This is a genomic window from Anaerococcus sp. HMSC068A02 (assembly GCF_001811125.1).
In the GTDB taxonomy this organism is placed as follows: domain Bacteria; phylum Bacillota; class Clostridia; order Tissierellales; family Peptoniphilaceae; genus Anaerococcus; species Anaerococcus vaginalis_C.
This window is the reverse complement of record NZ_KV803716.1, coordinates 14,222-37,020: the sequence shown is the minus strand read 5'-3', so window position 1 is coordinate 37,020 and position 22,799 is coordinate 14,222. Positions and strand designations below refer to the sequence as shown.

The 22,799-nt window shown below is 30.3% G+C and carries 17 protein-coding genes; 10 read left to right on the top strand and 7 right to left on the bottom strand.

The genetic code is table 11. The features are described 5' to 3' along the window. Window positions 1-35: 35 nt before the first annotated feature. The 3 genes from HMPREF2782_RS02495 to HMPREF2782_RS02485 form a co-directional block, all read right to left on the bottom strand. Window positions 36-275 (bottom strand): hypothetical protein, encoded by a 240-nt coding sequence (locus HMPREF2782_RS02495; protein ID WP_070640665.1) that lies wholly within the window; start codon window positions 273-275, stop codon window positions 36-38. Next, entirely contained in the window at window positions 272-760 is a 489-nt protein-coding gene (locus HMPREF2782_RS02490) for a dihydrofolate reductase (protein WP_070640663.1), read from the bottom strand. Before HMPREF2782_RS02490 ends, HMPREF2782_RS02495 begins: the two co-directional genes overlap by 4 nt. A gap of 165 nt (window positions 761-925) precedes the next feature. Continuing rightward, on the bottom strand, window positions 926-1,741 hold the full coding sequence (locus tag HMPREF2782_RS02485) for an aggregation-promoting factor C-terminal-like domain-containing protein (protein WP_070640662.1): 816 nt from the start codon (window positions 1,739-1,741) through the stop codon (window positions 926-928). Window positions 1,742-1,979: 238 nt separating this feature from the next. Between HMPREF2782_RS02485 and hydE the strand changes: the two genes are divergently transcribed. After that, window positions 1,980-3,014 (top strand): [FeFe] hydrogenase H-cluster radical SAM maturase HydE, encoded by a 1,035-nt coding sequence (gene hydE, locus HMPREF2782_RS02480; protein WP_070640660.1) that lies wholly within the window; start codon window positions 1,980-1,982, stop codon window positions 3,012-3,014. Window positions 3,015-3,032: 18 nt separating this feature from the next. Here the strand turns inward: hydE and HMPREF2782_RS02475 are convergent, their stop codons facing one another. Next, the gene (locus HMPREF2782_RS02475; RefSeq protein WP_070640658.1) at window positions 3,033-3,827 is read right to left on the bottom strand and encodes a histidinol-phosphatase HisJ family protein; all 795 of its coding nucleotides are present in this window, start codon (window positions 3,825-3,827) and stop codon (window positions 3,033-3,035) included. 142 nt (window positions 3,828-3,969) lie between these two features. On the opposite strand from HMPREF2782_RS02475, the gene HMPREF2782_RS02470 reads away from it, so the two are divergent. Continuing rightward, window positions 3,970-5,208, top strand: a complete 1,239-nt coding sequence (locus HMPREF2782_RS02470; RefSeq protein WP_070640656.1) for a V-type ATP synthase subunit I domain-containing protein — start codon at window positions 3,970-3,972, stop codon at window positions 5,206-5,208. A gap of 46 nt (window positions 5,209-5,254) precedes the next feature. Here HMPREF2782_RS02470 and HMPREF2782_RS02465 read toward each other — a convergent pair whose 3' ends face one another. Beyond that, window positions 5,255-7,183, bottom strand: coding sequence for a fructose-bisphosphatase class III (locus tag HMPREF2782_RS02465; protein WP_070640654.1), 1,929 nt, complete (start codon window positions 7,181-7,183; stop codon window positions 5,255-5,257). An 87-nt stretch (window positions 7,184-7,270) separates the two neighbouring features. Then, complete coding sequence (locus HMPREF2782_RS02460; RefSeq protein ID WP_070640652.1) at window positions 7,271-7,897, bottom strand: hypothetical protein; 627 nt, start codon at window positions 7,895-7,897, stop codon at window positions 7,271-7,273. Between the two features lie 116 nt (window positions 7,898-8,013). Here HMPREF2782_RS02460 and HMPREF2782_RS02455 point away from each other — a divergent pair, with 116 nt between their 5' ends. The 3 genes from HMPREF2782_RS02455 to rpoC all read left to right on the top strand — a co-directional run bounded on the left by HMPREF2782_RS02455 (window position 8,014) and on the right by rpoC (window position 16,064). Continuing rightward, complete coding sequence (locus HMPREF2782_RS02455; RefSeq protein WP_070640650.1) at window positions 8,014-8,526, top strand: nitroreductase family protein; 513 nt, start codon at window positions 8,014-8,016, stop codon at window positions 8,524-8,526. Window positions 8,527-8,782: 256 nt separating this feature from the next. Then, window positions 8,783-12,493: a DNA-directed RNA polymerase subunit beta gene (locus tag HMPREF2782_RS02450; RefSeq protein WP_070640648.1), complete on the top strand. Its 3,711-nt coding sequence runs from the start codon at window positions 8,783-8,785 to the stop codon at window positions 12,491-12,493. A 10-nt stretch (window positions 12,494-12,503) separates the two neighbouring features. Further along, entirely contained in the window at window positions 12,504-16,064 is a 3,561-nt protein-coding gene (gene rpoC / locus HMPREF2782_RS02445; protein WP_070640646.1) for a DNA-directed RNA polymerase subunit beta', read from the top strand. 31 nt (window positions 16,065-16,095) lie between these two features. Here rpoC and HMPREF2782_RS02440 read toward each other — a convergent pair whose 3' ends face one another. After that, a complete protein-coding gene (locus HMPREF2782_RS02440; RefSeq protein WP_070640644.1) occupies window positions 16,096-16,377 on the bottom strand; it encodes a hypothetical protein in 282 nt (93 codons plus the stop codon). A 436-nt stretch (window positions 16,378-16,813) separates the two neighbouring features. On the opposite strand from HMPREF2782_RS02440, the gene HMPREF2782_RS09460 reads away from it, so the two are divergent. From HMPREF2782_RS09460 to HMPREF2782_RS02415, 5 genes are all read left to right on the top strand, one after another. Continuing rightward, window positions 16,814-18,616: a G5 domain-containing protein gene (locus HMPREF2782_RS09460; protein WP_070640642.1), complete on the top strand. Its 1,803-nt coding sequence runs from the start codon at window positions 16,814-16,816 to the stop codon at window positions 18,614-18,616. 350 nt (window positions 18,617-18,966) lie between these two features. Next, on the top strand, window positions 18,967-19,800 hold the full coding sequence (locus tag HMPREF2782_RS02430; protein WP_070640640.1) for a formate/nitrite transporter family protein: 834 nt from the start codon (window positions 18,967-18,969) through the stop codon (window positions 19,798-19,800). Between the two features lie 2 nt (window positions 19,801-19,802). Further along, window positions 19,803-20,303 carry an NADH-quinone oxidoreductase subunit NuoE gene (nuoE, locus tag HMPREF2782_RS02425; RefSeq protein ID WP_070640638.1) on the top strand — a complete coding sequence of 167 codons (501 nt, stop codon included), beginning with the start codon at window positions 19,803-19,805 and terminating at the stop codon, window positions 20,301-20,303. Between the two features lie 7 nt (window positions 20,304-20,310). Then, window positions 20,311-21,849: an NADH-ubiquinone oxidoreductase-F iron-sulfur binding region domain-containing protein gene (locus HMPREF2782_RS02420; RefSeq protein ID WP_070607458.1), complete on the top strand. Its 1,539-nt coding sequence runs from the start codon at window positions 20,311-20,313 to the stop codon at window positions 21,847-21,849. 4 nt (window positions 21,850-21,853) lie between these two features. Next, window positions 21,854-22,798, top strand: coding sequence for a 2Fe-2S iron-sulfur cluster-binding protein (locus HMPREF2782_RS02415; RefSeq protein ID WP_070640636.1), 945 nt, complete (start codon window positions 21,854-21,856; stop codon window positions 22,796-22,798). Window position 22,799 lies beyond the last annotated feature (1 nt).

Below are 22,799 nucleotides of genomic sequence, written 5' to 3'. Positions count from 1 at the left end.
TAAATTATTATTTGTTAATTATCTAAAAATTAATTTTATAGAAATTCAACTTCTTTTTTGTCGATGATTTTTACAGGGATTCCTACTTGATTTGTTTTGATTTTTTCTTCAAAAGCATTAAAATTATCCCTATATGCCAAAAATCTTTTGAGATTTATCATCGAATCGGTTATATCTATGATTTCACATCCTTGGAAATTTTTTGAATCATTATTGTAATCTTCAATTATTTCAGTGCAATCTGGACAAAGTTTGCTAACAAATATTTCTATCATTTTTTTCTCCTATAAGTTATATAATTAAATTTAAGGTCATTTTCGCAATAATCTTCTGATTTATTTACAATTTCAAAATTTTCGTCTTTATCAAAATTGTGAAGGAAGGTATCAGCGTCTTTTTTTGCATCAATTTTTGTAATAATTGCCTCATCACAAAAATCTAAGAGCAAGTCTACAATTTCTTTTCCACCGATTACAAAAACTTCTCTATCATTTTTATTTTCTCTTACATATTTTAAAATATTTTGTGGGCTATTAAAGACTAAAGCATCGTCAAGTTTTAAATCTTTATTTCTTGTCAAAACTATATTTTCTCTTTTGGGAAGAGCCCCATTCATGGACTTATAAGTTTTTCTTCCCATTATAACTATATTATTTAGGGTAAGGTCTTTGAAATGAGCCAAGTCTTTTTTTAAATGAAAAAGAAGTTTATTATCTTTTCCTATTCCAAAATCTCTATCTACAGCCAAAATTATTTTCATAATTGCTCCTTGTAAATTTATAATCTTCTTTTATTCTATCATTTTTGATAAAAAAATTGAATTTTTTAAATTGATATAGCAAAAGTGATGGGGAATGGAAGTAAAAATGTTCACAAAAAAACTTCAAGCAATTAGCTTGAAGTTCTAATTTTTTATTATTTAATTTTAGTACCAACCGTTGTTGTTCCAAAATGCTAGGGCATTATCCCATGAACCATATCTTTGTGCTACATATTGGTCTGCAACTCTTTCTTGGTTAGCTGGAGAATAATCTCCGTTTAAGTAAGATGCTGATAATTGATATTTTCCAATATATTGTCCGTTTCTAGCATTGTAAGATCCACCAGATTCTCTTTGTGCTATAATTTGTTTTGCTGATGAATTATTAGCTGTATAATTTTGTGCTGGTGCTTGTGTTTGAGCAGGTGCTTGATAAGATTGAGCTGGTGCTTGGTATGAAGCTTGAGCTTGATAGCTACTTTCTTGACTTTGAACTGGTGCATAATTTTTATTTATAAAATCATTAGAAAGTCCTAGTAAACTATTGTGAATATATCCTTCTTTACCTTCAAAAACTACTTTTACAAATCCATTGTTTGCTGCTGATTTTACTTCAACACTTTCATCTTTTTTAAGAACTTGATAAACTTCTGAATTTAAGTTGTCAGATTTTCTGAAGTTTGCTGGGCTTAAAATTTTAGCTGTTTCTGTAATATTAAACCATTGACCACCAACGTAAGCTTCTTTACCGTTAAATTTGATTTTTAACCAACCATCTGTTGATCCTAGAACTTCATAAGATTTGTCATCTGTTATAAGTCCAATTATATTATTTGATTCGCTAGCATCACTTCTTACATTAACTGCGTCAGCTTTGTTTGCATCTTTAACTGCAGATGAAGCTTCAGCCTTATTTGATGCTGTAAATAATGTTGGTAGTACGATTGCCGCTGCTAGAGCGTATTTTTTTAAATTTGTCATAATGATTACTCCTTTTTTGTGTTTTTTTAATTTATTGTAACTAATTAATAGTTTTTTTATGTTTTTCATTTCTTTTTCGTAACAATAGTTACAAAATAATTACAACTCGTTTTTACAAGCAATATAATATATAAAGATTATGTAGAAAATATGTAGAAAAAATAAATTTTGTTTTTTAAGTTTTATAAAAAACTATTTTTTGTTATAATATAAAAATACGAAAAGGAGTGGATTAATAATGGGCTTTGTAAAAGCAGAAAATTTTACTGACCAAGAACTTTTAAATTTTATAAAAGATGATTCGTACAACGAATATTTGGCAAAAAAGGCTGACAAGGTTAGACAAGAAATTTATGGCAAAGACGTATATGTCAGGGGTCTAATTGAATTTACAAATTTTTGCAAAAATGATTGCTACTATTGTGGAATTAGAAAATCAAATTCTAATATAGAAAGGTACAGACTTTCTTTTGATGAAATTCTTATGTGTGCAAAAATTGGTTACAAATTGGGTTATAGAACTTTTGTTCTTCAAGGTGGGGAAGATTTATCTTATAAAGATGAAGATATTTGTAAAATTGTTGAAGAAATTAAAAAAATTCATTCTGATTGTGCTATTACTTTGTCAATTGGGGAAAGGTCAAAAAAATCTTACAAGAAATTTTTTGAAGCAGGAGCTGATAGGTTTTTATTAAGAGAAGAGACTTCAAACAAAGAGCATTATTATAAAATCCATCCAAAAAAAATGTCTTTTGAAAATAGGAGAAGGGCTCTTTTTGATTTAAAAGAAATTGGATTTCAAGTTGGGGGAGGTTTTATAGTGGATTCTCCTTATCAAACGGATGAAGATTTGATTTCTGATTTGAGATTTTTACAAAAATTAAAACCGGATATGATAGGAATAGGCCCATATTTATCCCAACACGATACTCCATTTAAAAATATGAAAAATGGTTCGTACAAAAAAACTTTAAGACTTATTTCTATTTTAAGATTAATGTTTCCTTATTGTTTGATACCAGCTACAACAGCGCTTGGAACGATAAATCCATTTGGAAGAGAAGAAGGATTGAAGGCAGGGGCAAATGTCCTAATGCCAAATTTATCCCCAACATCTTATAGAGAACTTTATTCCTTATATGATAATAAAATTTGTACGGGCGATGAGGCAGCAGAGTGTAGAAATTGTTTAGAATTAAGAATAAAAAAAGCAGGTTACAAGATAGTAACCCACAGAGGAGATGTGTCTTTTTATAAAAAAATGTATGAATAAAGGCTCTTTGTGAGCCTTTTAAATTTCTATAATTTTTTCTTTTTTATTTTCAAAATATGAAATGTGGTCAAAGCCCAAATCTTTTAAATGTTTTATTCCATCATCTATTTTGTAGGAAATTGTGTCTGGAAAGTGAGAATCTGAGCCTAGGGTTATTATATTTCCACCTAGATTTTTATATTTTTCTAAGATTTCATCTTTTGGATTTGCGTAGGACAAATTATTTCTAAAACCTGCTGTATTATATTCGAAAGCTCTATTTGTTTTTATTAATTCTTTTAAAATTTCTTCAATCAAATCCTCATAAAATGAAAAGTCTGGTATTACTGATTTGTCTTGGACATACCTATCTATATAATCAATGTGACCTAATATTGAAAAATTTTCACATGATTTTACGCATTCTAGCATATATTCATAATATTTTTTAAAAAAATATTTTGGATTATTTTCTATATTTTTTCTATTTAACCAAACATCTTTAAATTCTACGGCATGGATTGAGCCTATTACAAAATCAAATGGATTTTCGTCAATGAATTTATCAATTTTATTTGCATTTTCATAAGCCAATCCTATTTCAATTCCTGCCAAAATTTTTATTTGATTTTTATATTTTTCCCTAAGCTTATATATAGTAGAAAAATACTCATCAAGATCAAAGGAAATGTCCCTGTCATTTTGGCAAAAATTATCCAAGTGGTCTGTAAATGCCATTATTTTTATTTTATTTTTTATAGCTGATTTTACATTTTCTTCTGGATTTGTATTTGAATCAAAAGAAAAATGTGAGTGTAAATGTAAGTCTTGCATAATATTCCTTTCTTTTTATTCTTCTTCCTTATATAATAACACAAAAAATTTTTTATTTTTATGTTAAATTTTATATTCTACTACAATTTTTTTTGAAAATTTGATATAATCATAAATAGAAGTTAAACAGGAGAGGGGAACAATGAAAAAAAGTAAAAAAATATTATTTTTGGCTCTAAGTATGTCTTTGGCATTTTCGCCAATTAATAGCATGATTTCAAATAAGGCAAATGTTGCTTATGCTGAAGAGATGATGAATGAAAAAGAAGAATTAAGTCCAGAGGAATTTATACAAAAAGCTAAAGACTTTGTAAATTCAGAAGAATTTAAGCAATATACAAAAGAAGGTCAAGACGCATATAAAAAATTAATTGAAGATTTAAAAGTTGAAAATGTAGAAGAGAAAAAAGAAGAAATTTCAAAATCTATTGATAGTATTAAATTAACTTATATAAAAAAACAATACGAAGATTTGAAAAAAGAAGTTTTCAATTTAAAAGCTGAATCTTTGTCTGATGATTTAAAAAATGAACTTGCTTCTTACAAAGAAGCTTATGATAGTTATAAAGATTACGAAGAACAAATAAAAAATCTAAAAACTACTAAATCAAATATAGAAAATTATAATAAGAAATTAGAAGAATTTAAAAAAATTCTAAAAGATGGCTTAGAAAAATATAAAAACTTTGGCATTGATTTAAAAGCAGAAAAATTAGTTTTGGATGATGCTAATTCAAATCTAGAAAAAGTAGAAGAAGCCATTGAAAACTTAAATAATAAGGCTAAAATAGAGGAAAATAGACAAGCAAATCTTAAAACCTTAAAAGAAATTATAGATGGAGAAGTAAAAACAAAAAGTGAGTATTTTTATAAAAAATCAGACGAAAGTTTGAAAAATAATTTCAATAAAAGTCTTGATGCTATAAAGAAAGCTTACAGCAAACTTCAAAACAAGGAAGAAGTTAATAGTATTGATAATTTGGTAAAATCTTATAATACAGCCTACAATAATCTTAATGGAGATAAGTTTATGGCTGAACGCCAAAAACTTATTGATTATTTTGAAAAAAATAAGGGCAAATTATCTTCAGAAAATCAAAAAAAATATGCTGATTTAATTAATGGATTACCAGATAAGGCTGATTCTAATTTGGATAGCATAAAAAAATTAAAAGCTGAAATAGAAAAAGCTATAGAAGAAAATCAACAAAAAGGGAAATTGAGTAAAGTATCAAGGAAAGTTGCAGTTAAAAAACAACCTGCCACGAAGAAAAGCCGTTCCTTTGTAAGAACAGGAGTAAAATCTGTAGGAATTGTTCTTGTAGTTTTAATCCTTGCAGGAGCTGGATACTTCTTACTATCAAAGAAAAGCAAAAAATAAAAACAAAAAATCTTCAAGCAAAACTTGAAGATTTTTTTATTGTTTATTATTTATTTGAAATATTTTTGCCCTTATCTATAACTTCCAATAATTCTTTCAAAACTTCTATCCTTGCTCTTATTTTTTCGCCTTCATCTGTATCTTTTATTAGCATTCTTGGAATAAGTTTTTCGGTTTCGTAAATTTTTGGCGTATAGGCTCCCATGTTATCTCTAATGTGTGAATATGAAACGTGTTCTGCAAGGGCAACGTGGTGGGAATTATACATCAAAGTGTAGCCTGCAATGCCTGTCTTTTTTTGGTAAGGTTTAGAAATTCCACCGTCAATTACATACAATTTTCCATTTGCTCTTACTGGTTTTTTACCTTCTTTGACTTTTACTGGAACATGACCATTTATAATTCTTCTTCTTTTGCATTTTAAATCAAATTCATCCAAAATTTTATCGCAAATTTCTTCTTTTTTATTTAAATCATAATAGGCATTCATTTCTTCGTATTTTAAATTTTTATCATCAACCAATAAATTTTCAAAATACGAATATTGACTTTTGCCAAAAATTGGAGATTTTTTGCCACAAACCAAGTACCAGCAAATATCTTGAGCAAATTCTTTTTTCTTTGAATCATTTGAAAAATAAGCATCTCTTGCAAGCTTATCAAAAATATCAAGCATGGCTTTTCCTTTATAGGATTTGCCATTTATAATTACTTCTTGGAAATTTCCATCAGAATCCATTGGAATGCAGCCGTGAAATAAAAGTGAGCCGTTGGATTTTTTGTACATTGAACCATTTGTGTACATAAATTTAATGTGCTTATTTAAAAGAAGGTTTTTTGAAAATTCTTTTTGGAGAATATCAATTATAAATTCTTCCTCATAGGTTAATTTGCTTGGATTTTTTGGATCAATAGTCGGGAAATTTGTATCAAGGAGTTTTGCTCCCTTATAGGTCATTTCATCAAAATTAATATGTTTTAATGAATTTCTATCATCCATATTAAAATCTGGATTTCTTTCAAGAAGTAAGCTATCTAGTTTAAACCTAATTACACTCATAGCCTTATACATTTTTGCAGCCACATCTTTATTTACCTTGTCATAAATATTTTCTTCAAAAATTTTCGGCATAAATCTCTCACATGAGTCATCCCTATAAGTTTTCATCGAAAATTCATAAAGTGGTCTTAAATTTATTCCATAACCTTCTTCAATAAAGTCAAAATTATTGTAGGAAAATGCATTGCAAAGGCAAGCTGCAATCAAAGCTTTATTTCCACTTACAGCTCCCATCCAAGCAAGGTCGTGGTTTCCCCATTGAATATCAACATTTGGAAAAGAAATTAATTCATCCATAATAATATGAGGTTCAGGGCCTCTGTCGTAAATATCTCCAACTATGTGGAGGCTATCAACAGAAATTCTTTGGATTAGGCTTGATAAAACAATAATAAAATCATCAGCAGCCTTATATTTTATAATATTTTCAATTATCTTTTCATAATAAAGTTTTTTATTAAATTCAGAATCATTTGTGTACAAAAGTTCATCGATAATTTCCTTGTAATTTGTAGGAAATTTTTCTTTTACTGTATCTTTTGGATATTTTGTAGAAACAAACCTAAACAAATTTACAAGTCTGTGAATATTAATTGTGTACCAATCATCATCAACGATATTTTCTTCCTTTAATCTTACAAGTTCTCTTTCCGGATTATAAATCAAACTTGCCAAATCGTCTTGGTCTTTTTTTATCAAAGTATCGCCAAAATATTGCTTAGTCTTATCTCTAATATTTCCAGCAGCCGACCTTAAAAGATGAATAAAAGCCTTAGCCTCTCCATGAAGATCAGAAAAAAAGTACTCAGTTCCCTTTGGAAGATATAATTTTGCGTTTAAACCAATCAATTCATCAACCAAATGAGTTCTACTAGGATAATTTTCTCTAAGAAGATTTAAATATTTTTCGTTCATAACAAACCCTTTCATAATAATTTCAAAAAAAAGCAAGGCTAACCTTACTTTTTCTCTTTTCTATACCTATATTAAATTCAAAACAACTTACTTATTTTCTGTATCTTCTTTTCTATTACTTACAATATCTTTTTGATTTGTATTTTCCTCATCTTTTTTAACAAAAACTTGAGGATTTTCTTCTATCTTATTTTCTTTGGAATTTTTATCAGAAATTTCAATTTCTTTTTCATCTTCATTTATTTTTTCAAAAGTTTTATTATCATCAACATTTATTTCATTAGAATTTTCTTCATCATAATAAACTTTGCTTTTTTCCCTAAGACCAATCATAGAACCAATAATAAGGAAAATATTAAAAAGATAAGATACAATAAAAATTTTATCCCTAAAAAACACATGGCCGATAATAGAAATAAAAATAAAGAAAAATCCTGTAAAAATATTAAATAAAAAATATTGTTCAAACTTTATAGATTTAAAAATCTTTCTATCTACGGATGAGATTAATATAAATAATAAAAAAAGCATCACAAACAAAATAGGCTTAATTATATCAAGCGAAATATTTGAAAAGCCTAACAAATCAAAAATGGCAAAAACATAATTCCTATTTACCAATAAAGAAAACAAACTTGCCAAAAAAAGTGCCAAGCTAATAAACAAATAATAAATTGATGCTAGTCCTAAAAAAAACTTACTAATTTTTTTCATTAAATCCTCCTATTTAAATTAATTATACCACAAATATATAAAATCTACTTATCTATAAAAAACGATTTTTGATAAAAAATTTTATAGTATAATAAAAGAAAAGAAGGGAGATATTTATGGATTTTGACAAGGTAATTAATACAAGAGTTTCAACAAGAAAATATATAGATAAAAAAATTGAAAAAAATAATCTAGAAAAAATTGTAGAAGCGGGAGTAAAAGCCCCAGTTGGAAATAGCTTATACGAAAATATGGCAATAACTGTAATAAGCAATAAGGATTTAATTCAAGAAATTTTAGAAGAAGCTAGAGAAATTGTAAATGATCCAAAAGCAAATCCGATTTATTCAGCTCCATATTTAATAATAATTTCAGCAAAAGAAGGTCACATAACAAGACTTGAAGATACAGCTTGCATTATAGAAAATATGGCACTAAAAGCAACAGATCTTGAAATAGGCTCTTGTTATATAAGAGGAATGTTTGAAAGATTTGATAAAGATGCAAGATTTATCAAAAAATTAAATTTAGAAGAAAATTTCTACCCAGTTCATGGTCTTATACTTGGTTATCCAGAAGAAAAATTACAAGGCAAAAATCATAAGATAAAAACAAATTATATAGACTGATTTATTTGACAAATTTACAAAAAAATATATAGTAAGTGAAAATCAAATAGAGATTAAAAAATAATTTGAAAAATCTCCTAAATTATTTGACATTTACTAGCGTGTAGTGATATAATAAACAATTGCTAGAATTCTAATTTAGCGAGATTTTTTATTTATGTAAAAAAGGCTTAGTTTTCTATTTTAAGCCTAGAAATTACATAAAAGGTCATAAGCAAAGTTTTAGGCTAAAAGCAAGATAAAGGAGTAATTTATAGTGCAATATCATAAAGAGTTATTTGGTAAAACTGAACGTGTTAGCTTTTCTAAATTTCCTCAAGTTCTTGGTTTGCCAAACCTATTAAAAGTTCAAAAGGATTCTTATAGGTGGTTTGTCGAAGAAGGCTTGGGAGAAATCTTGGAAGATATTTCCCCAATCGAAGATTATAATGGCAATTTAATACTTGAATTTGTTGGATATGATTTTGATGATGAAACAAAATATACAATAGAAGAAGCAAAATACAAAGACACAACATATTCTAGAGACCTTAAAGTTAAGGCTAGACTTATTAATAAGGAAACTGAAGAAGTAAAAGAGCAAGAAGTATTTATGGGAGATTTCCCAATGATGACAGACTCAGCAACTTTTGTAATAAATGGTGCTGAAAGAGTTATTGTAAGTCAGCTTGTAAGAAGTCCTGGAGTTTATTATGCATCAGAGCTTGATAAATCAGGAAATAAAATGTATTCTTCAACAGTTATACCTAACAGAGGAGCATGGATTGAATTTGATACTGACGCATCTCATACAGTAAATGTAAGACTTGATCGTACAAGAAAACTTCCAGCTACAACTCTTGTAAGAGCTTTACTTTTTGAAAATGATGAAGAAATAATTGAAGCTTTAGGAGATACTGAACATTTAAGAAACACTCTTGAAAAAGAAAATTCAGAAACAAGCGAAGAAGCTTTAATAGAAATTTACAAAAAATTAAAACCAGGAGACCCTGCCAGTCTAGAATCTGCACAAAATTTAATAAATAATCTTTTATTCGATGATAGAAGATATGACCTTGCTAAAGTAGGAAGATACAAATACAACAAGAAACTAGCTTTACATGATAGGCTTATAGATCAAATTTCTGCAAAAGATGTAGTAAGTGATGAAACAGGCGAGCTTTTTGTAAAAGCTGGAGAAATGATAGATAGACAAACTGCTCTTAATATAGAAAATAGCGGAATTAATGTTGTAGATATAATTGTAAAACAAGAAAACGGTGAGGACAAAGAATTAAGAATTTGTGGAAACCACTTTGTATATCTGAATTCTTTTGAAGAATTAGAAGAAATTGATCTTGAAGATCTTGAATTATCAGAAAAAGTATATTATCCAGTGATGAGAGAAATACTTGACGAAAATGAAGATAAAGAATCAATTATAAATGAAATCGAAAGAAGAAAGAAAGAACTTTGTCCAAAAAATATAGTAAAATCAGATATTCTTGCTGCAGTAAATTATCAATTTAACCTTTTTGAAGGAATAGGCGATGTTGATGATATTGACCACTTAGGAAATAGAAGAGTTAGAGGCGTTGGAGAATTATTACAAAACCAATTTAGAATTGGTCTTGCAAGAATGGAAAGAGTTGTAAGAGAAAGAATGACAACTCAAGATCCTGACCTTGCAACTCCTCAAGGACTTATAAATATAAAACCAGTAACAGCTGTAATAAAAGAATTTTTCGGTTCAAGTCAGCTTTCACAATTTATGGATCAAACAAATCCAATGAGTGAGCTAACTCACAAAAGAAGACTATCAGCTCTAGGACCAGGTGGACTTTCAAGAGATAGGGCAGGAGTAGAAGTAAGAGACGTTCACGATTCCCACTACGGAAGAATTTGTCCAATAGAAACTCCAGAAGGACCAAACATCGGTCTAATTACATCTCTTACAACTTATGCAAGAATTAATAAATACGGATTTATTGAAACACCTTACAGAAAAGTTGGCAAAGATGGACACGTAACAGATGAAATAGATTATTTAACAGCAGATGTTGAAGATAATTTCATAATAGCTCAAGCTAACGAGCCACTTGATGAAAATAATAGATTTATAAATGACCGTGTTTCAGGACGTGGTATAAATGGAGAAAATGATATTTATCCAAGAGAAAAAGTTGAATACATGGACGTTTCTCCTCAACAAATAGTATCAGTTGGAGCAAGTTTGATTCCTTTCTTGGAAAATGACGACTCAACACGTGCTCTAATGGGTGCCAACATGCAAAGACAAGCAGTTCCTCTTTTAAAATCCCAAGCTCCAATAGTTGCTACAGGAATTGAACATAGGGCTGCAAAAGATTCTGGTGTTTGTGTAGTAAGCAAAAACGCTGGAGAAGTTGTATATGTTGGAGATGAAAAAATCAGAATCAAAAGAGATTCGGATGGAGAAATTGATTATTATAGACTTCTTAAATTTAGACGTGCTAACCAAGGAACAACAATTAACCAAAGACCAATTGTAAAACTTGGAGAACATGTTGATGCAAACGAAATAATTGCAGATGGTCCATCAACAGAACAAGGAGAGCTTGCCCTTGGTAAAAATATCCTCATTGCCTTTACAACATGGGAAGGATATAACTACGAAGATGCTATGCTTTTAAATGAACAATTGGTAATGGATGATGTTTTAACATCAGTTCACATAGAAGAGCATGAATGCGAAGCTCGTGAAACAAAACTTGGTGCTGAAGAAATTACAAAAGATATTCCAAATGTTGGCGATGACATGAAGAAAAATCTTGACGAAAATGGAGTTATAAGAATCGGTGCTGAAGTAAAAAGTGGCGATATTTTGGTAGGAAAAGTTTCGCCAAAAGGAGAAACTGAACTATCTCCAGAAGAAAGACTATTAAGAGCAATCTTTGGAGAAAAAGCTCGTGAAGTTCGTGACACATCACTTACAGTTCCACACGGAGAAAGTGGTATTGTTGTTGATGTTAAAGAATATAACAAAAAAGATGGAGACGAATTATCTCCAGGTGTAAATAAAGTTATTAGAGTTTTTGTTGCAACCAAAAGAAAGATTATGGTTGGAGATAAAATGTGTGGTAGACACGGTAACAAGGGTGTTGTTTCAAGAATTATGCCAAGAGAAGACATGCCTTTCTTACCAGACGGAACTCCAATTCAAATTTGTTTGAATCCATTAGGTATTCCTTCACGTATGAATATCGGACAAGTTTTGGAAGTTCACATGGGACTTGCTGCAAGAACTATGGGATGGAAGATTGCTACACCAGTATTTGATGGTGCTTTGGATACAGAAATAGAAGAAGCTCTTGAAGAAGCTCAAAAGACAGCTTCTTATGTAAATAAAACAGGAAAAATCAGACTTCGTGATGGTAGAACTGGAGAAGAATTTGATAATCCAGTTACAGTTGGAGTAATGTATATGCTAAAACTTCATCACATGGTTGAAGAAAAAATCCATGCTAGAAGTATTGGACCTTATTCACTTGTAACCCAACAACCTCTAGGTGGTAAGGCACAATTTGGTGGACAAAGATTTGGAGAAATGGAAGTTTGGGCTCTTGAAGCATACGGAGCAAGCCATACTCTTCAAGAAATGTTGACTGTAAAATCAGATGATGTTACAGGAAGAGTTAAAACTTACGAAGCAATTGTTAAGGGAGAAAATGTTCCTGAACCAGGCACACCAGAATCTTTCAAGGTATTGGTAAAAGAATTACAATCTCTAGCCTTAGATGTTGAGCTTTTAGATGAAGATGGAAATGTAATTGAAATTAAAGAAAATATAGATGAACAAGATAAGTTCTCAGAAGTTGAAAAGATTGATGCATCAAAAATTAGAAGCCAATCAAAAAAACTTAGTGGAGCAAATCTTTCAGCAAAAGAAGAGGAAAAAGTAGAAGTAACAGATTCTACTAATGAAGATATAGAAGAGCTAGAAGATTAAGGGGGATTTTTTGTCAGAATTACAAGAATTTGGTGCTATGAGAATGAAAATAGCATCTCCTGAAAAAATCAGATCATGGTCCCATGGCGAAGTAAAAAAACCAGAAACTATAAATTACAGAACACTTAAACCTGAAAAAGATGGTTTATTCTGTGAGAAAATTTTTGGACCAACCAAGGATTATGAATGCTCTTGTGGTAAATACAAGAGAATTAGATATAAGGGTGTTGTTTGCGAAAAATGTGGTGTTGAAGTAACAAAATCTAAAGTAAGACGTGAAAGAATGGGACATATTGAACTTGCAGCTCCTGTAAGTCATATATGGTATTTCAAAGGAATTCCTTCAAAAATGGGTCTTCTATTAGATATGAGCCCAAGGGTTTTGGAAAAAATATTATATTTCGCATCCTATGTAGTAATAAATCCAGGAGAAACTGAATATTACGAAAAACAAGAATTATCTGAAAGCGAGTATTCAGAGGCTCTAGATAATTATCCAGATGATACAGAATTTCAAGCTGAAATGGGAGCAGAAGCTGTTAAAAAACTTCTTGCTAACATGGATCTTAAAAAAGAATATGAATCTTTAATGAAAGAACTTGAAGATGCAAAAGGACAAAAGAAAGTAAGAATTTCTAGAAGACTTGAAGTTGTCGACGCATTTTTAACAAGTGGCAATAAACCAGAATGGATGATACTTGATGTTCTTCCAGTTATGCCACCAGAACTTAGACCAATGGTTCAACTTGAAGGCGGAAGATTTGCAACAAGTGATTTAAATGATTTATATAGAAGAGTTATAAATAGAAATAACAGATTAAAAAGACTTCTTGATATTGGAGCTCCAGAAATCATTGTAAGAAATGAAAAAAGAATGCTCCAAGAAGCTGTCGACGCTTTAATAGATAATGGTAGACGTGGACGTGCTGTAACAGGTGCATCAAATAGAAATATGAAATCTCTATCAGATTTATTAAAAGGTAAAAGTGGTAGATTTAGACAAAACTTACTTGGAAAAAGAGTAGATTATTCAGGACGTTCTGTAATAGTTGTAGGTCCAAATCTTAAATTTAACCAATGTGGTTTGCCACAAGAGATGGCTCTAGAATTATTCAAACCTTTTATAATGAATAAGGTTGTGGAAAAAGACCTTGCTCATAATTTAAAATCTGCTAAAAAAATGGTGGAGAAAAAAGATCCAAGAGTATATGAAATACTTGAAGATGTAATAAAAGACCATCCAGTATTATTAAACCGTGCTCCTACACTTCACAGACTTGGTATCCAAGCCTTTGAACCGGTTTTGGTTGAAGGAAAGGCGATGAAACTTCATCCACTTGCTTGTCCTGCTTTTAATGCGGACTTTGATGGGGACCAAATGGCAATACATTTACCTTTATCAAATGAAGCACAAATTGAAGCAAGACTTTTGATGATGTCAACAAACAATATTCTTGGTCTAAAAGATGGTAAGGCAATTACAACTCCATCCCAAGATATGGTTCTTGGTGCATATTATCTAACAACTATAAAAGAAGGTGCAAAGGGCGAAGGAATGATTTTCGAAAATATTTCAGAAATGAAAAAAGCTCTTTTAAATCATGATGTTACCCTTCAAACAAAAGTTGGAGTAAGAATTAAAAAAGATGAAAAAGATCCTGGAAAAATTGTAAATTCTTCAGTTGGTAGATTTATCTACAACGAAGGAATTCCACAAGATTTAGGATATGTAAATAGAAAAGAAGATCCATATTCTCTAGAAGTTGATCAAGTTACATCATCTGGTGTATTAAAAGAAATTGTTGATCGTTGCTTTAGAAAACATGGAAATATAAAAACAGCATCAGTTCTAGATTATATAAAATCAACAGGTTATAAGTTCTCAACTCTTTCAGGACTAACAGTTTCTATGTCAGACGTTACAATTCCACATCAAAAATGGGATATAGTGTCAAAGGCTGATAGCGAAGTTGATAAGTATGAAAAACTTTATAGACGTGGATTTATAACTGATAATGAAAGATATGAAAAAGTTATTGATATTTGGAGAGAGGCAACTGATGAAGTAACAGCAGCTCTACTTGACGAATTAAAATCTGACAATAATATTAAAATATTTGCAGATTCTGGAGCCCGTGGTTCTACAAACCAAATTAGGCAATTAGGCGGAATGCGTGGACTTATGTCAAGAGCTGATGGAAAAATTATAGAAATTCCTATAAAGGCTAACTTCCGTGAAGGGCTTTCAGTACAAGAATACTTTATTTCAACACACGGTTCTCGTAAAGGACTTACAGATACAGCTTTAAGAACTGCCGATTCAGGATATTTGACAAGAAGAATGGTAGATATTTCTCAAGATGTTATCGTAACTGAAGATGATTGTGGTACAGATGGATTTGTAGTTGCTCGTGAATTTAAAGATGGCAACGAATTAATCGAAAATTTATTTACAAGAATTGTAGGACGTACATCATTTGAAGATATTTATGATAATGATGGGGAACTTATAGTTGGTAAAAATCAAATTATTGATGAAGATAAGGCCGACAATATTGTAGCAAATGGAATTAAAGAAGTTAAACTTCGTTCAGTTCTAGAATGTAAATCTAAACATGGCGTTTGTGAAAAATGTTATGGTAGAAACCTTGCTACAGGCAAGAAAGTAAATATTGGAGAGGCTGTAGGAATTATTGCGGCTCAATCAATCGGAGAGCCAGGTACTCAGCTTACAATGAGAACCTTCCACTCAGGAGGAATTGCAGGAGTAGGAATTACTCAAGGTCTTCCAAGGGTTGAAGAGTTGTTTGAAGCAAGAAAACCAAAAGGACTTGCCTTTATTGCAGAAAACTCTGGTACAGTTTCATTAATTCAAAATGAAAAGAAAACTGACGTTGAAATTTTATCTGAAGATGGATATTCTAAAAAATATAATATACCATTTGGTGCAAGACTTTTAGTTTCAGAAGGAGATGTGGTTGAAAAAGGACAACAACTTACAGAAGGTTCCCTTGATCCACACGATGTATTAAAAGTTCTAGGAAAAGTTGGAGTTCAAGATTACATCACAAAAGAAGTTCAAAAAGTTTACAGACTTCAAGGTGTAGAAATTGACGATAGACATATAGAAGTTATTACAAAGCAAATGCTTAAAAAAGTAAAAATAGAAGATGCTGGAGATACAGAATTTTTACCAGGTTCATTGCAAGAAATTAGAGAAGTAAGAATTGCAAATGAACAAATGGAAGAAGAAGGCAAAAAGCCATGTAAATATTCTCAACAACTTCTAGGAATTACAAAAGCATCACTTGCTACAGAATCTTGGCTATCAGCAGCATCTTTCCAAGAAACAACAAGAGTTTTAACAGATGCATCAATAAAAGGAAAAGTTGATGATCTAAAAGGACTAAAAGAAAATATAATCATAGGAAAATTAATACCAGCAGGTACAGGAATGAAAGTATACAATGACTTTGATATTAACTATGAAAATAAAGACCTTGAAGATGCACAAATCCAAATGAATATAGAAGAAGTAGAAAATAGAGAAAAAGAAGCATTAAATGAATAAAAAAAACAAGAGCCGGCATTTGCTGGCTCTTTTATATTGTGTTTATTAAATTTAAAATTACAAATACCACTAATAAGATTATAGTAAGTTTTCTGTATTTTATATCCTTAAAATTAAAATCAACTTTTTGGACTTTTGAAAGAAATAGAGAAAAAATCAAAAATCCTAGGGAATAAATTAAGGATCTTGTCAGAGATTCTTGTTGGCTGTTTTTATAAATATAAAAAAAAGTCAAATATTGAATAAGCAAAACTAAACTTGCAGCACAAGGAAGAGCATGAATATATTGTCTGTAATTTTCTTTAGAATTCATAAAATTCTCCTTTCCAATAAATTCATTATAGGGGATTTGTTATTAATAGACAAATTAAATTTTAAGTGGCTATTGCAAAATATGAATAAATTATTTTGCAACAGCCGCTTTTATTTCTTATAAAAATATTAAGAATAATTTATTTTATGCAAAAATTTTAAATTAATATTCTAGGATAAAGCATATAGTAAATATTTTAAGAAAGATATTGACAAGTATATTAAAAAGATTTAAAATATAAACAATAGAAATGAAAGCATATATATATATATATATTTATACATTATAATATAATAAACAAATTATTGCATAATGTTTTGTGGATGAAAAGTAAATATCTACTTAAAATTTATTTATAAAAACTTTTCAATTTCAACAATGGATTTTGGTGTAGTGGTAAGAAATTAATTTATAAAATTATAATAAGGAGAATTTTATGAAAAAAGAAAACAAGAAAAAAATAATAATTCCAGCAGCAGTTTTACTAAGTATTGGCTTATTTTCAAGATGTAGTTTTCTTGATGGAACAGATAAGACTAAGGATAAAAAAATAGATAATAAGCCTAGCGTAGTATCTGATAAATTAAGTAGTAATTTGGATTACAATTCGGTTGATGATAGTAATGTTAAATCAAATGACAAGAAAAATGAGAATAAGAAAGAAGAAAAAGAAGATAATAAAAAAACTAAAGAAGATGAAAACAAAGATAATAAGACTGTAAATTCTATAGTAAATGAAAATAAGAAAGTGGCAAGAGCGAATTCTACTAATAATGGAACAATTTCAGGTATTGTAAATACTAAAAAAACTGGTAATAGTGGAAATAATTATTATAAACCATCAAAACCAGCTAATCCAAGCAAACCAGTAACACCTAATAAACCTAGCAAGCCAGTAAATCCAAGTAACCCATCTCAAGGGGGTATTGAGAAACCTGTAGAGCCAGAAAAACCAGCTAAACCTGATAAACCAGTAACTCCAGATAAACCAGAAAAACCAGAAGTTAAATTGGTTAAGTCTGAAGTTGAAAGTAAATCTGAAAAAAGAGATTATAAGGGTTTTATGTATATCATAAAAGAGGATAATACTCTTACCAAAGGCGAAGAAAGAATTGAAAAAGAAGGTGTAAGAGGTTACACAGTCTATACAATGAAAAGAAATAAAGATACTTATTCAGATGGTACAATTAAGTATTCAGATTGGACTATTGAAAATAAACAAGTTGTAAACCCAGTAAGTGGTATAAAAGTGGTTGGTACTAAAGAAGACAAACCAGTAACACCAGATAAACCTGATAAGCCAGAAAAACCTGAAGTTACTGTTGTAAGTACTGAAGAAGAATCAAAAACAGAAAATAAAGACTTTGTAGATTTCTCTTATGATGAATTTGAAAACCAACAAATGCCAAAAGGCGAAACAAAGATAATAGAAGAGGGTACTAAAGGTTACACAACCTATACTTACTCTAGAACAAAAACAGTTTACTCAGATGGTACAGTTAAGTATTCAGACTGGAAAGAAACTAATAAGAAAGTTGTAGCACCAGTTAATGGAACTAAACTTATTGGAACATATGTGGAGAGAGAAAGAGAATTAGGATGGCAAAAAGAAGCAGCAATGCAAGTAGCTCAAGACTTAATAGCTTTCAGAGCATCTTTAGGCTTAACAACTAATATTCATTACGACCAAACATACGCTAAAATGATGGGAGATAATGATACATTTGGTCATTACTGTGAGTATAATGAAGTTGTAGCTAGAAGAATGGCAGGAGATGACGGAAGTACTGTAATTGAGGGTTTAAAGAATTCACCTCAACATAAACTTCAAATGACTTATGATAGTGAAAAAGGTTATGGTCAAGATTGGTATATTGGGGCATATGATAATGGTAATTATACCTATTATTCCTTGTACTCAGTTTCTAAGGAAAGCCAACCTATCTTTGATAGAGACCAGAAAGAACATACCAAAGACACTCCAGACTTCCCAGAGGAAGAAAATCCTACTCCAGAGCCAGAAAAACCTGTAGAAACACCTACAGAACCTAAAGAAGAGTCTAATAAAGAAGAACAACCATCTACTCCAGCTGAACCTGTAGTAGAAGAAGCTAAACCAGCTGAAGAAGTTAAAGAAGAACCTGAAAAGGTTGAAGAAACTGTTGTAGAAGAAGCTCCAGTTGAAACTCCAGCTGAAGATAAAACTGAAGAAATTAATAAAGTTAAAGAAGCTAAATAAAAAGAAAAATTAAGTATGTAAAACTATATAATAAGTTAAAAATAAATAAGAAAATAATAAATTAAGAGGTAAGTTTGTCTTGCCTCTTTTTCATTTTGGTAGATTAAAATCGATATTTATAAAGTAAAATCATAAGATTGGCTGATAGTTTAAAATTCACTTCGTAAAAAATACCGATTTAGGAAAAAGATTTCTTGGTTATAAATACAAATTAATTGTTAAAATTAAAACATATATAAACATTTAGTGAAATCGATTGACATAAGTATTAAAAAGATTTAAAATTTAATTAAGTATAGTTTTAATATATAAAAATATGTCTATATGATTTTAAATAAAAAGGAGAAGCTATGGCAAATATTTTAGGACCAGATGAGATTTTGGACAAGGTCAGTAATGCTTATGTAAAAAAAGCTAAAGCAAACACAAAAAGACTTTTTATCCTTTCATTTTTGGCAGGAGCTTTTATTGCTTTTGCAGCAGCAGGATCAAGTTTTGCATCTTTTAATTTGTTAGCAAATAAAGATACTTTGGGACTTGGCAAATTAGTACAAGGTTTGTGTTTTACTCCAGGTTTAATTTTTGTTCTTATCGCAGGAGCTGAGCTTTTTACTGGAAATAATTTGATGCTTATTTCTGTATATGACAAAAAAATCAATATTAAAGAGCTTTTAAGAGCTTGGTGCATTGTTTATTTGGGTAATTTTATTGGATCGGTTTTTGTGGCATTTTTAATGTTAAAATCAGGTCAATGGAATGCATGCGATTCTATGCTTGGGGCAAGAACAATTTTAATTGCAAATTCTAAGGTAAATCTTGGATTTTCTGAGGCTTTTATCCTTGGTATTTTTTGTAACTGGCTAGTTTGTTTGGCTGTTTGGATGTCTTTTGGATCTGATAGTCAAGTTGGCAAGATGCTTTGTGCATTTTTCCCAGTAATGTTGTTTGTTCTTTCTGGTTTTGAGCATAGTATTGCAAATATGTACTATATTCCAGCAGGAATTTTTGCAAAATCTATTCCAGCTTATGCGGCTGCAAGCGGACTGGGGGATGGACTTAGCGCACTTACTTGGTCAGGATTTTTCATCCATAATTTACTCCCAGTAACTTTAGGAAATATTATTGGTGGAGGAATTTTTGTAGGTTTAGCTTATTGGTTATCATTGAGAAAAAAAGAGGATTAAATATGAAAACTATAAAAGGAAATTTTGTTTTTGACAAAGAAGAAAATAGAGAAAAAATTAATGAATTTAAAAGATTTATAGAAAAAAACAAGGATAGAAAAGGACCTTTAATGCCAATTTTACAAGAGGCACAGAGTATTTTTGGCTATCTTCCAGATGAAATGATGGAACTTATTTCAAATAAATTAAATATTCCCCTAGCAGAAGTTTATGGGGTTGCAACTTTTTATTCACAATTTACTTTTATACCAAAGGGAAAAACTGATATACATATTTGTCTTGGAACAGCTTGTTATGTAAAAGGGGCTGCTGACATTTTAAATGAATTTGAACAAAGACTTGGTATAAAAAAAGGCGAGACCACTCCTGATGGAAAATTTTCTATTTCAGAGACAAGGTGTCTTGGAAATTGTGGAGCAGCACCTGTAGTTGAAATAAATGGTGAGCAAGTAGAACATTTTACAAAAGATGATGTTTCTAAAGTTTTGGAAGAAAATAAGTAGGTGAATTATGTTAAATTTGGAATATCTTGAAAAAATAAAAGAAAATACACAAGTTTCTCACCCGGAAAAACTTGAAAAAACTGATGATATTCAGGTGAAAATTGCCCTTAGAAATTGTGGGGTTATTAATCCAAGAAATATCGATGAGTACATAGCAAGGGGCGGATATTTTGCCCTACATAAGGCCCTATCAAAAATGGATAGGAAAGAAATTATTGAAACTATTTCAAATTCAATGCTTCGTGGAAGAGGAGGAGCTGGTTTTCCTACTGGGAAAAAATGGCAAACTGCATTTGATTATGATGTGGATAAAAAATATATAATTTGTAACGCCGATGAGGGAGACCCAGGTGCTTATATGGATAGGTCAATTCTTGAAAATGACCCACATTCAGTTCTTGAGGCAATGGCTATTGCAGGTTATGCAATTGGAAGTGATGAAGGATTTATTTATGTAAGGGCTGAGTATCCAAAGGCTGTTGAAAGTTTAAAATATGCTATAAAAGATGCTGAAGAAAAAGGTTTTCTAGGAAAAAATATAATGGATTCTGGTTTTAATTTTACAATTGAATTAAGGCTAGGTTCAGGTGCTTTTGTTTGTGGAGAATCTACAGCTTTGATGGAATCAATTGAAGGCAAAAGAGGGATGCCAAGAGTTAAAATCCACCGTACAGCTTTTAGGGGCTTGTGGCAAAAACCTACAGTTATAAATAATGTAGAAACTTTGGCAAATGTTGCTCAAATTATTATAAATGGTGCTGATTGGTACAGAAGCATTGGTACGGAAAAATCTCCTGGAACCAAAGTTTTCTCCTTGGTTGGAGATGTAAAAAACAGTGGATTGATCGAAGTTCCTATGGGAACAACTTTAAGAGAAATTATTTATGATTTGGGCGGAGGAATTGAAGGCGACAAAGAATTAAAAGCTGTTCAAACAGGTGGACCATCTGGTGGATGTATTCCTGCAAAATATTTGGATTCATCTGTAGATTATGAAACCCTAAAAGAATTAAATTCTATTATGGGTTCAGGTGGAATGGTAGTTATGGATGAAAATACTTGTATGGTTGACATAGCAAGATTTTTCCTCGACTTTACTTGTGATGAATCCTGTGGAAAATGCGTTCCTTGTAGGGAAGGTACAAAGAGAATTTTGGAAATTCTTGAAAGAATTGTAGCAGGAAAGGGAAAAATGGAAGATATTGATAGGCTTGAAGAGTTAAGCGAATTGGTAACAGAGGCTTCTCTTTGTGGTTTGGGAAAATCAGCAGCCTTTCCAGTAATTTCTACCTTAAAATATTATAAAGACGAATACATAGACCATATTGAAAATAAACACTGTCCAGCTGGATCTTGTAATGCATTATTATCTTATAAAATCGAAGATAATTGTATAGGATGTGGAACTTGTAAGAGAAATTGTCCTGTTGGTTGTATTAGTGGAAAAGCTAAAGAAAAATACATAATTGATCAAGAAAAATGTATTAAGTGTGGAACTTGCTATAATGTTTGTCCAATAAAACCAAAAGCTGTAGTAAAGGGATGATCTTATGACAGATATTACAATAAAAATTGATGGAAAAGAAATAAAAACTCAAAAAGATAGGTTTGTTTTGGATATAGCAAGGGAAAATGGGATAGAAATTCCTGCAATTTGCTATGATCCAAGTCTTGATGCCTTTGGTGGATGTAGACTTTGTATAGTTGAAATTACAAAAAACGGTAGAAGTAAAATTGAAACATCTTGTTCAGCAAGGGCAAGTGATGGAATGGAAGTAAAAACTCAAACAGAAGAATTAAGAGAAAAAAGAAGAAATATTTTGCAACTTTTACTAGATTCTCATCCAAATGATTGCCTAACTTGCCAAAAAGCTGGAACTTGTCTTTTACAAAAATATGCCTATGAATATGATGTAAAATTCAGGGACCATGATGGGGCAAAAAGAGAAGAAAAATATGATTTATCAAGCCCTTATATTTATAAAGACAATTCAAAATGTATTCTTTGTGGAAAATGCGTACAAATTTGTAGGCAAGTAGAAGAAAGGGCAATTTTATCTTTTGCCGACAGGGGATATGACTCTTATATAGCTTGCGATTTGGGAGAAGATTTTGCTCATTCCTATTGTGTTTCATGCAACAGGTGCGTTTCAATTTGTCCAGTTGGAGCCTTAGTTGATAGAAGGCTTATGGGAAAAATTAGAAATTTTGAAGGAGAAACCAAAGAAGTTAAGTGTAAGGTTTGTGATTATGGATGTGATTTTAATCTACATTCAAAAGATGGCAAAAATATTGCGGTTACTGCAAAAAAACCTGGTTCTGGAAGACCTCTTTGCTTAAAGGGAAGAATGATGACAGAGTTGATGTTTTTGGATAATCCAGATAAACCTTACATGAAAGGGGCTGGAGAGTTTAAAGAAACTAATTGGATGACTGTCACAGGTTTAAATAATGTTTATAAAAAAATTGAAAAAATAGAAGATAAAGGAGAATAAT

What these genes read in the sequence shown, in the direction of transcription:
- HMPREF2782_RS02430 (WP_070640640.1), top strand. Translation starts at nt 18,967, where the DNA reads ATGGCAAATATTTTAGGACCAGATGAGATTTTGGACAAGGTCAGTAAT.
- HMPREF2782_RS02485 (WP_070640662.1), bottom strand. Translation starts at nt 1,741, where the DNA reads ATGACAAATTTAAAAAAATACGCTCTAGCAGCGGCAATCGTACTACCA.
- HMPREF2782_RS09460 (WP_070640642.1), top strand. Translation starts at nt 16,814, where the DNA reads ATGAAAAAAGAAAACAAGAAAAAAATAATAATTCCAGCAGCAGTTTTA.
- HMPREF2782_RS02460 (WP_070640652.1), bottom strand. Translation starts at nt 7,897, where the DNA reads ATGAAAAAAATTAGTAAGTTTTTTTTAGGACTAGCATCAATTTATTAT.
- HMPREF2782_RS02455 (WP_070640650.1), top strand. Translation starts at nt 8,014, where the DNA reads ATGGATTTTGACAAGGTAATTAATACAAGAGTTTCAACAAGAAAATAT.
- HMPREF2782_RS02470 (WP_070640656.1), top strand. Translation starts at nt 3,970, where the DNA reads ATGAAAAAAAGTAAAAAAATATTATTTTTGGCTCTAAGTATGTCTTTG.
- HMPREF2782_RS02440 (WP_070640644.1), bottom strand. Translation starts at nt 16,377, where the DNA reads ATGAATTCTAAAGAAAATTACAGACAATATATTCATGCTCTTCCTTGT.
- HMPREF2782_RS02415 (WP_070640636.1), top strand. Translation starts at nt 21,854, where the DNA reads ATGACAGATATTACAATAAAAATTGATGGAAAAGAAATAAAAACTCAA.
- HMPREF2782_RS02490 (WP_070640663.1), bottom strand. Translation starts at nt 760, where the DNA reads ATGAAAATAATTTTGGCTGTAGATAGAGATTTTGGAATAGGAAAAGAT.
- HMPREF2782_RS02420 (WP_070607458.1), top strand. Translation starts at nt 20,311, where the DNA reads ATGTTAAATTTGGAATATCTTGAAAAAATAAAAGAAAATACACAAGTT.
- HMPREF2782_RS02495 (WP_070640665.1), bottom strand. Translation starts at nt 275, where the DNA reads ATGATAGAAATATTTGTTAGCAAACTTTGTCCAGATTGCACTGAAATA.
- HMPREF2782_RS02465 (WP_070640654.1), bottom strand. Translation starts at nt 7,183, where the DNA reads ATGAACGAAAAATATTTAAATCTTCTTAGAGAAAATTATCCTAGTAGA.
- HMPREF2782_RS02475 (WP_070640658.1), bottom strand. Translation starts at nt 3,827, where the DNA reads ATGCAAGACTTACATTTACACTCACATTTTTCTTTTGATTCAAATACA.
- hydE (WP_070640660.1), top strand. Translation starts at nt 1,980, where the DNA reads ATGGGCTTTGTAAAAGCAGAAAATTTTACTGACCAAGAACTTTTAAAT.
- nuoE (WP_070640638.1), top strand. Translation starts at nt 19,803, where the DNA reads ATGAAAACTATAAAAGGAAATTTTGTTTTTGACAAAGAAGAAAATAGA.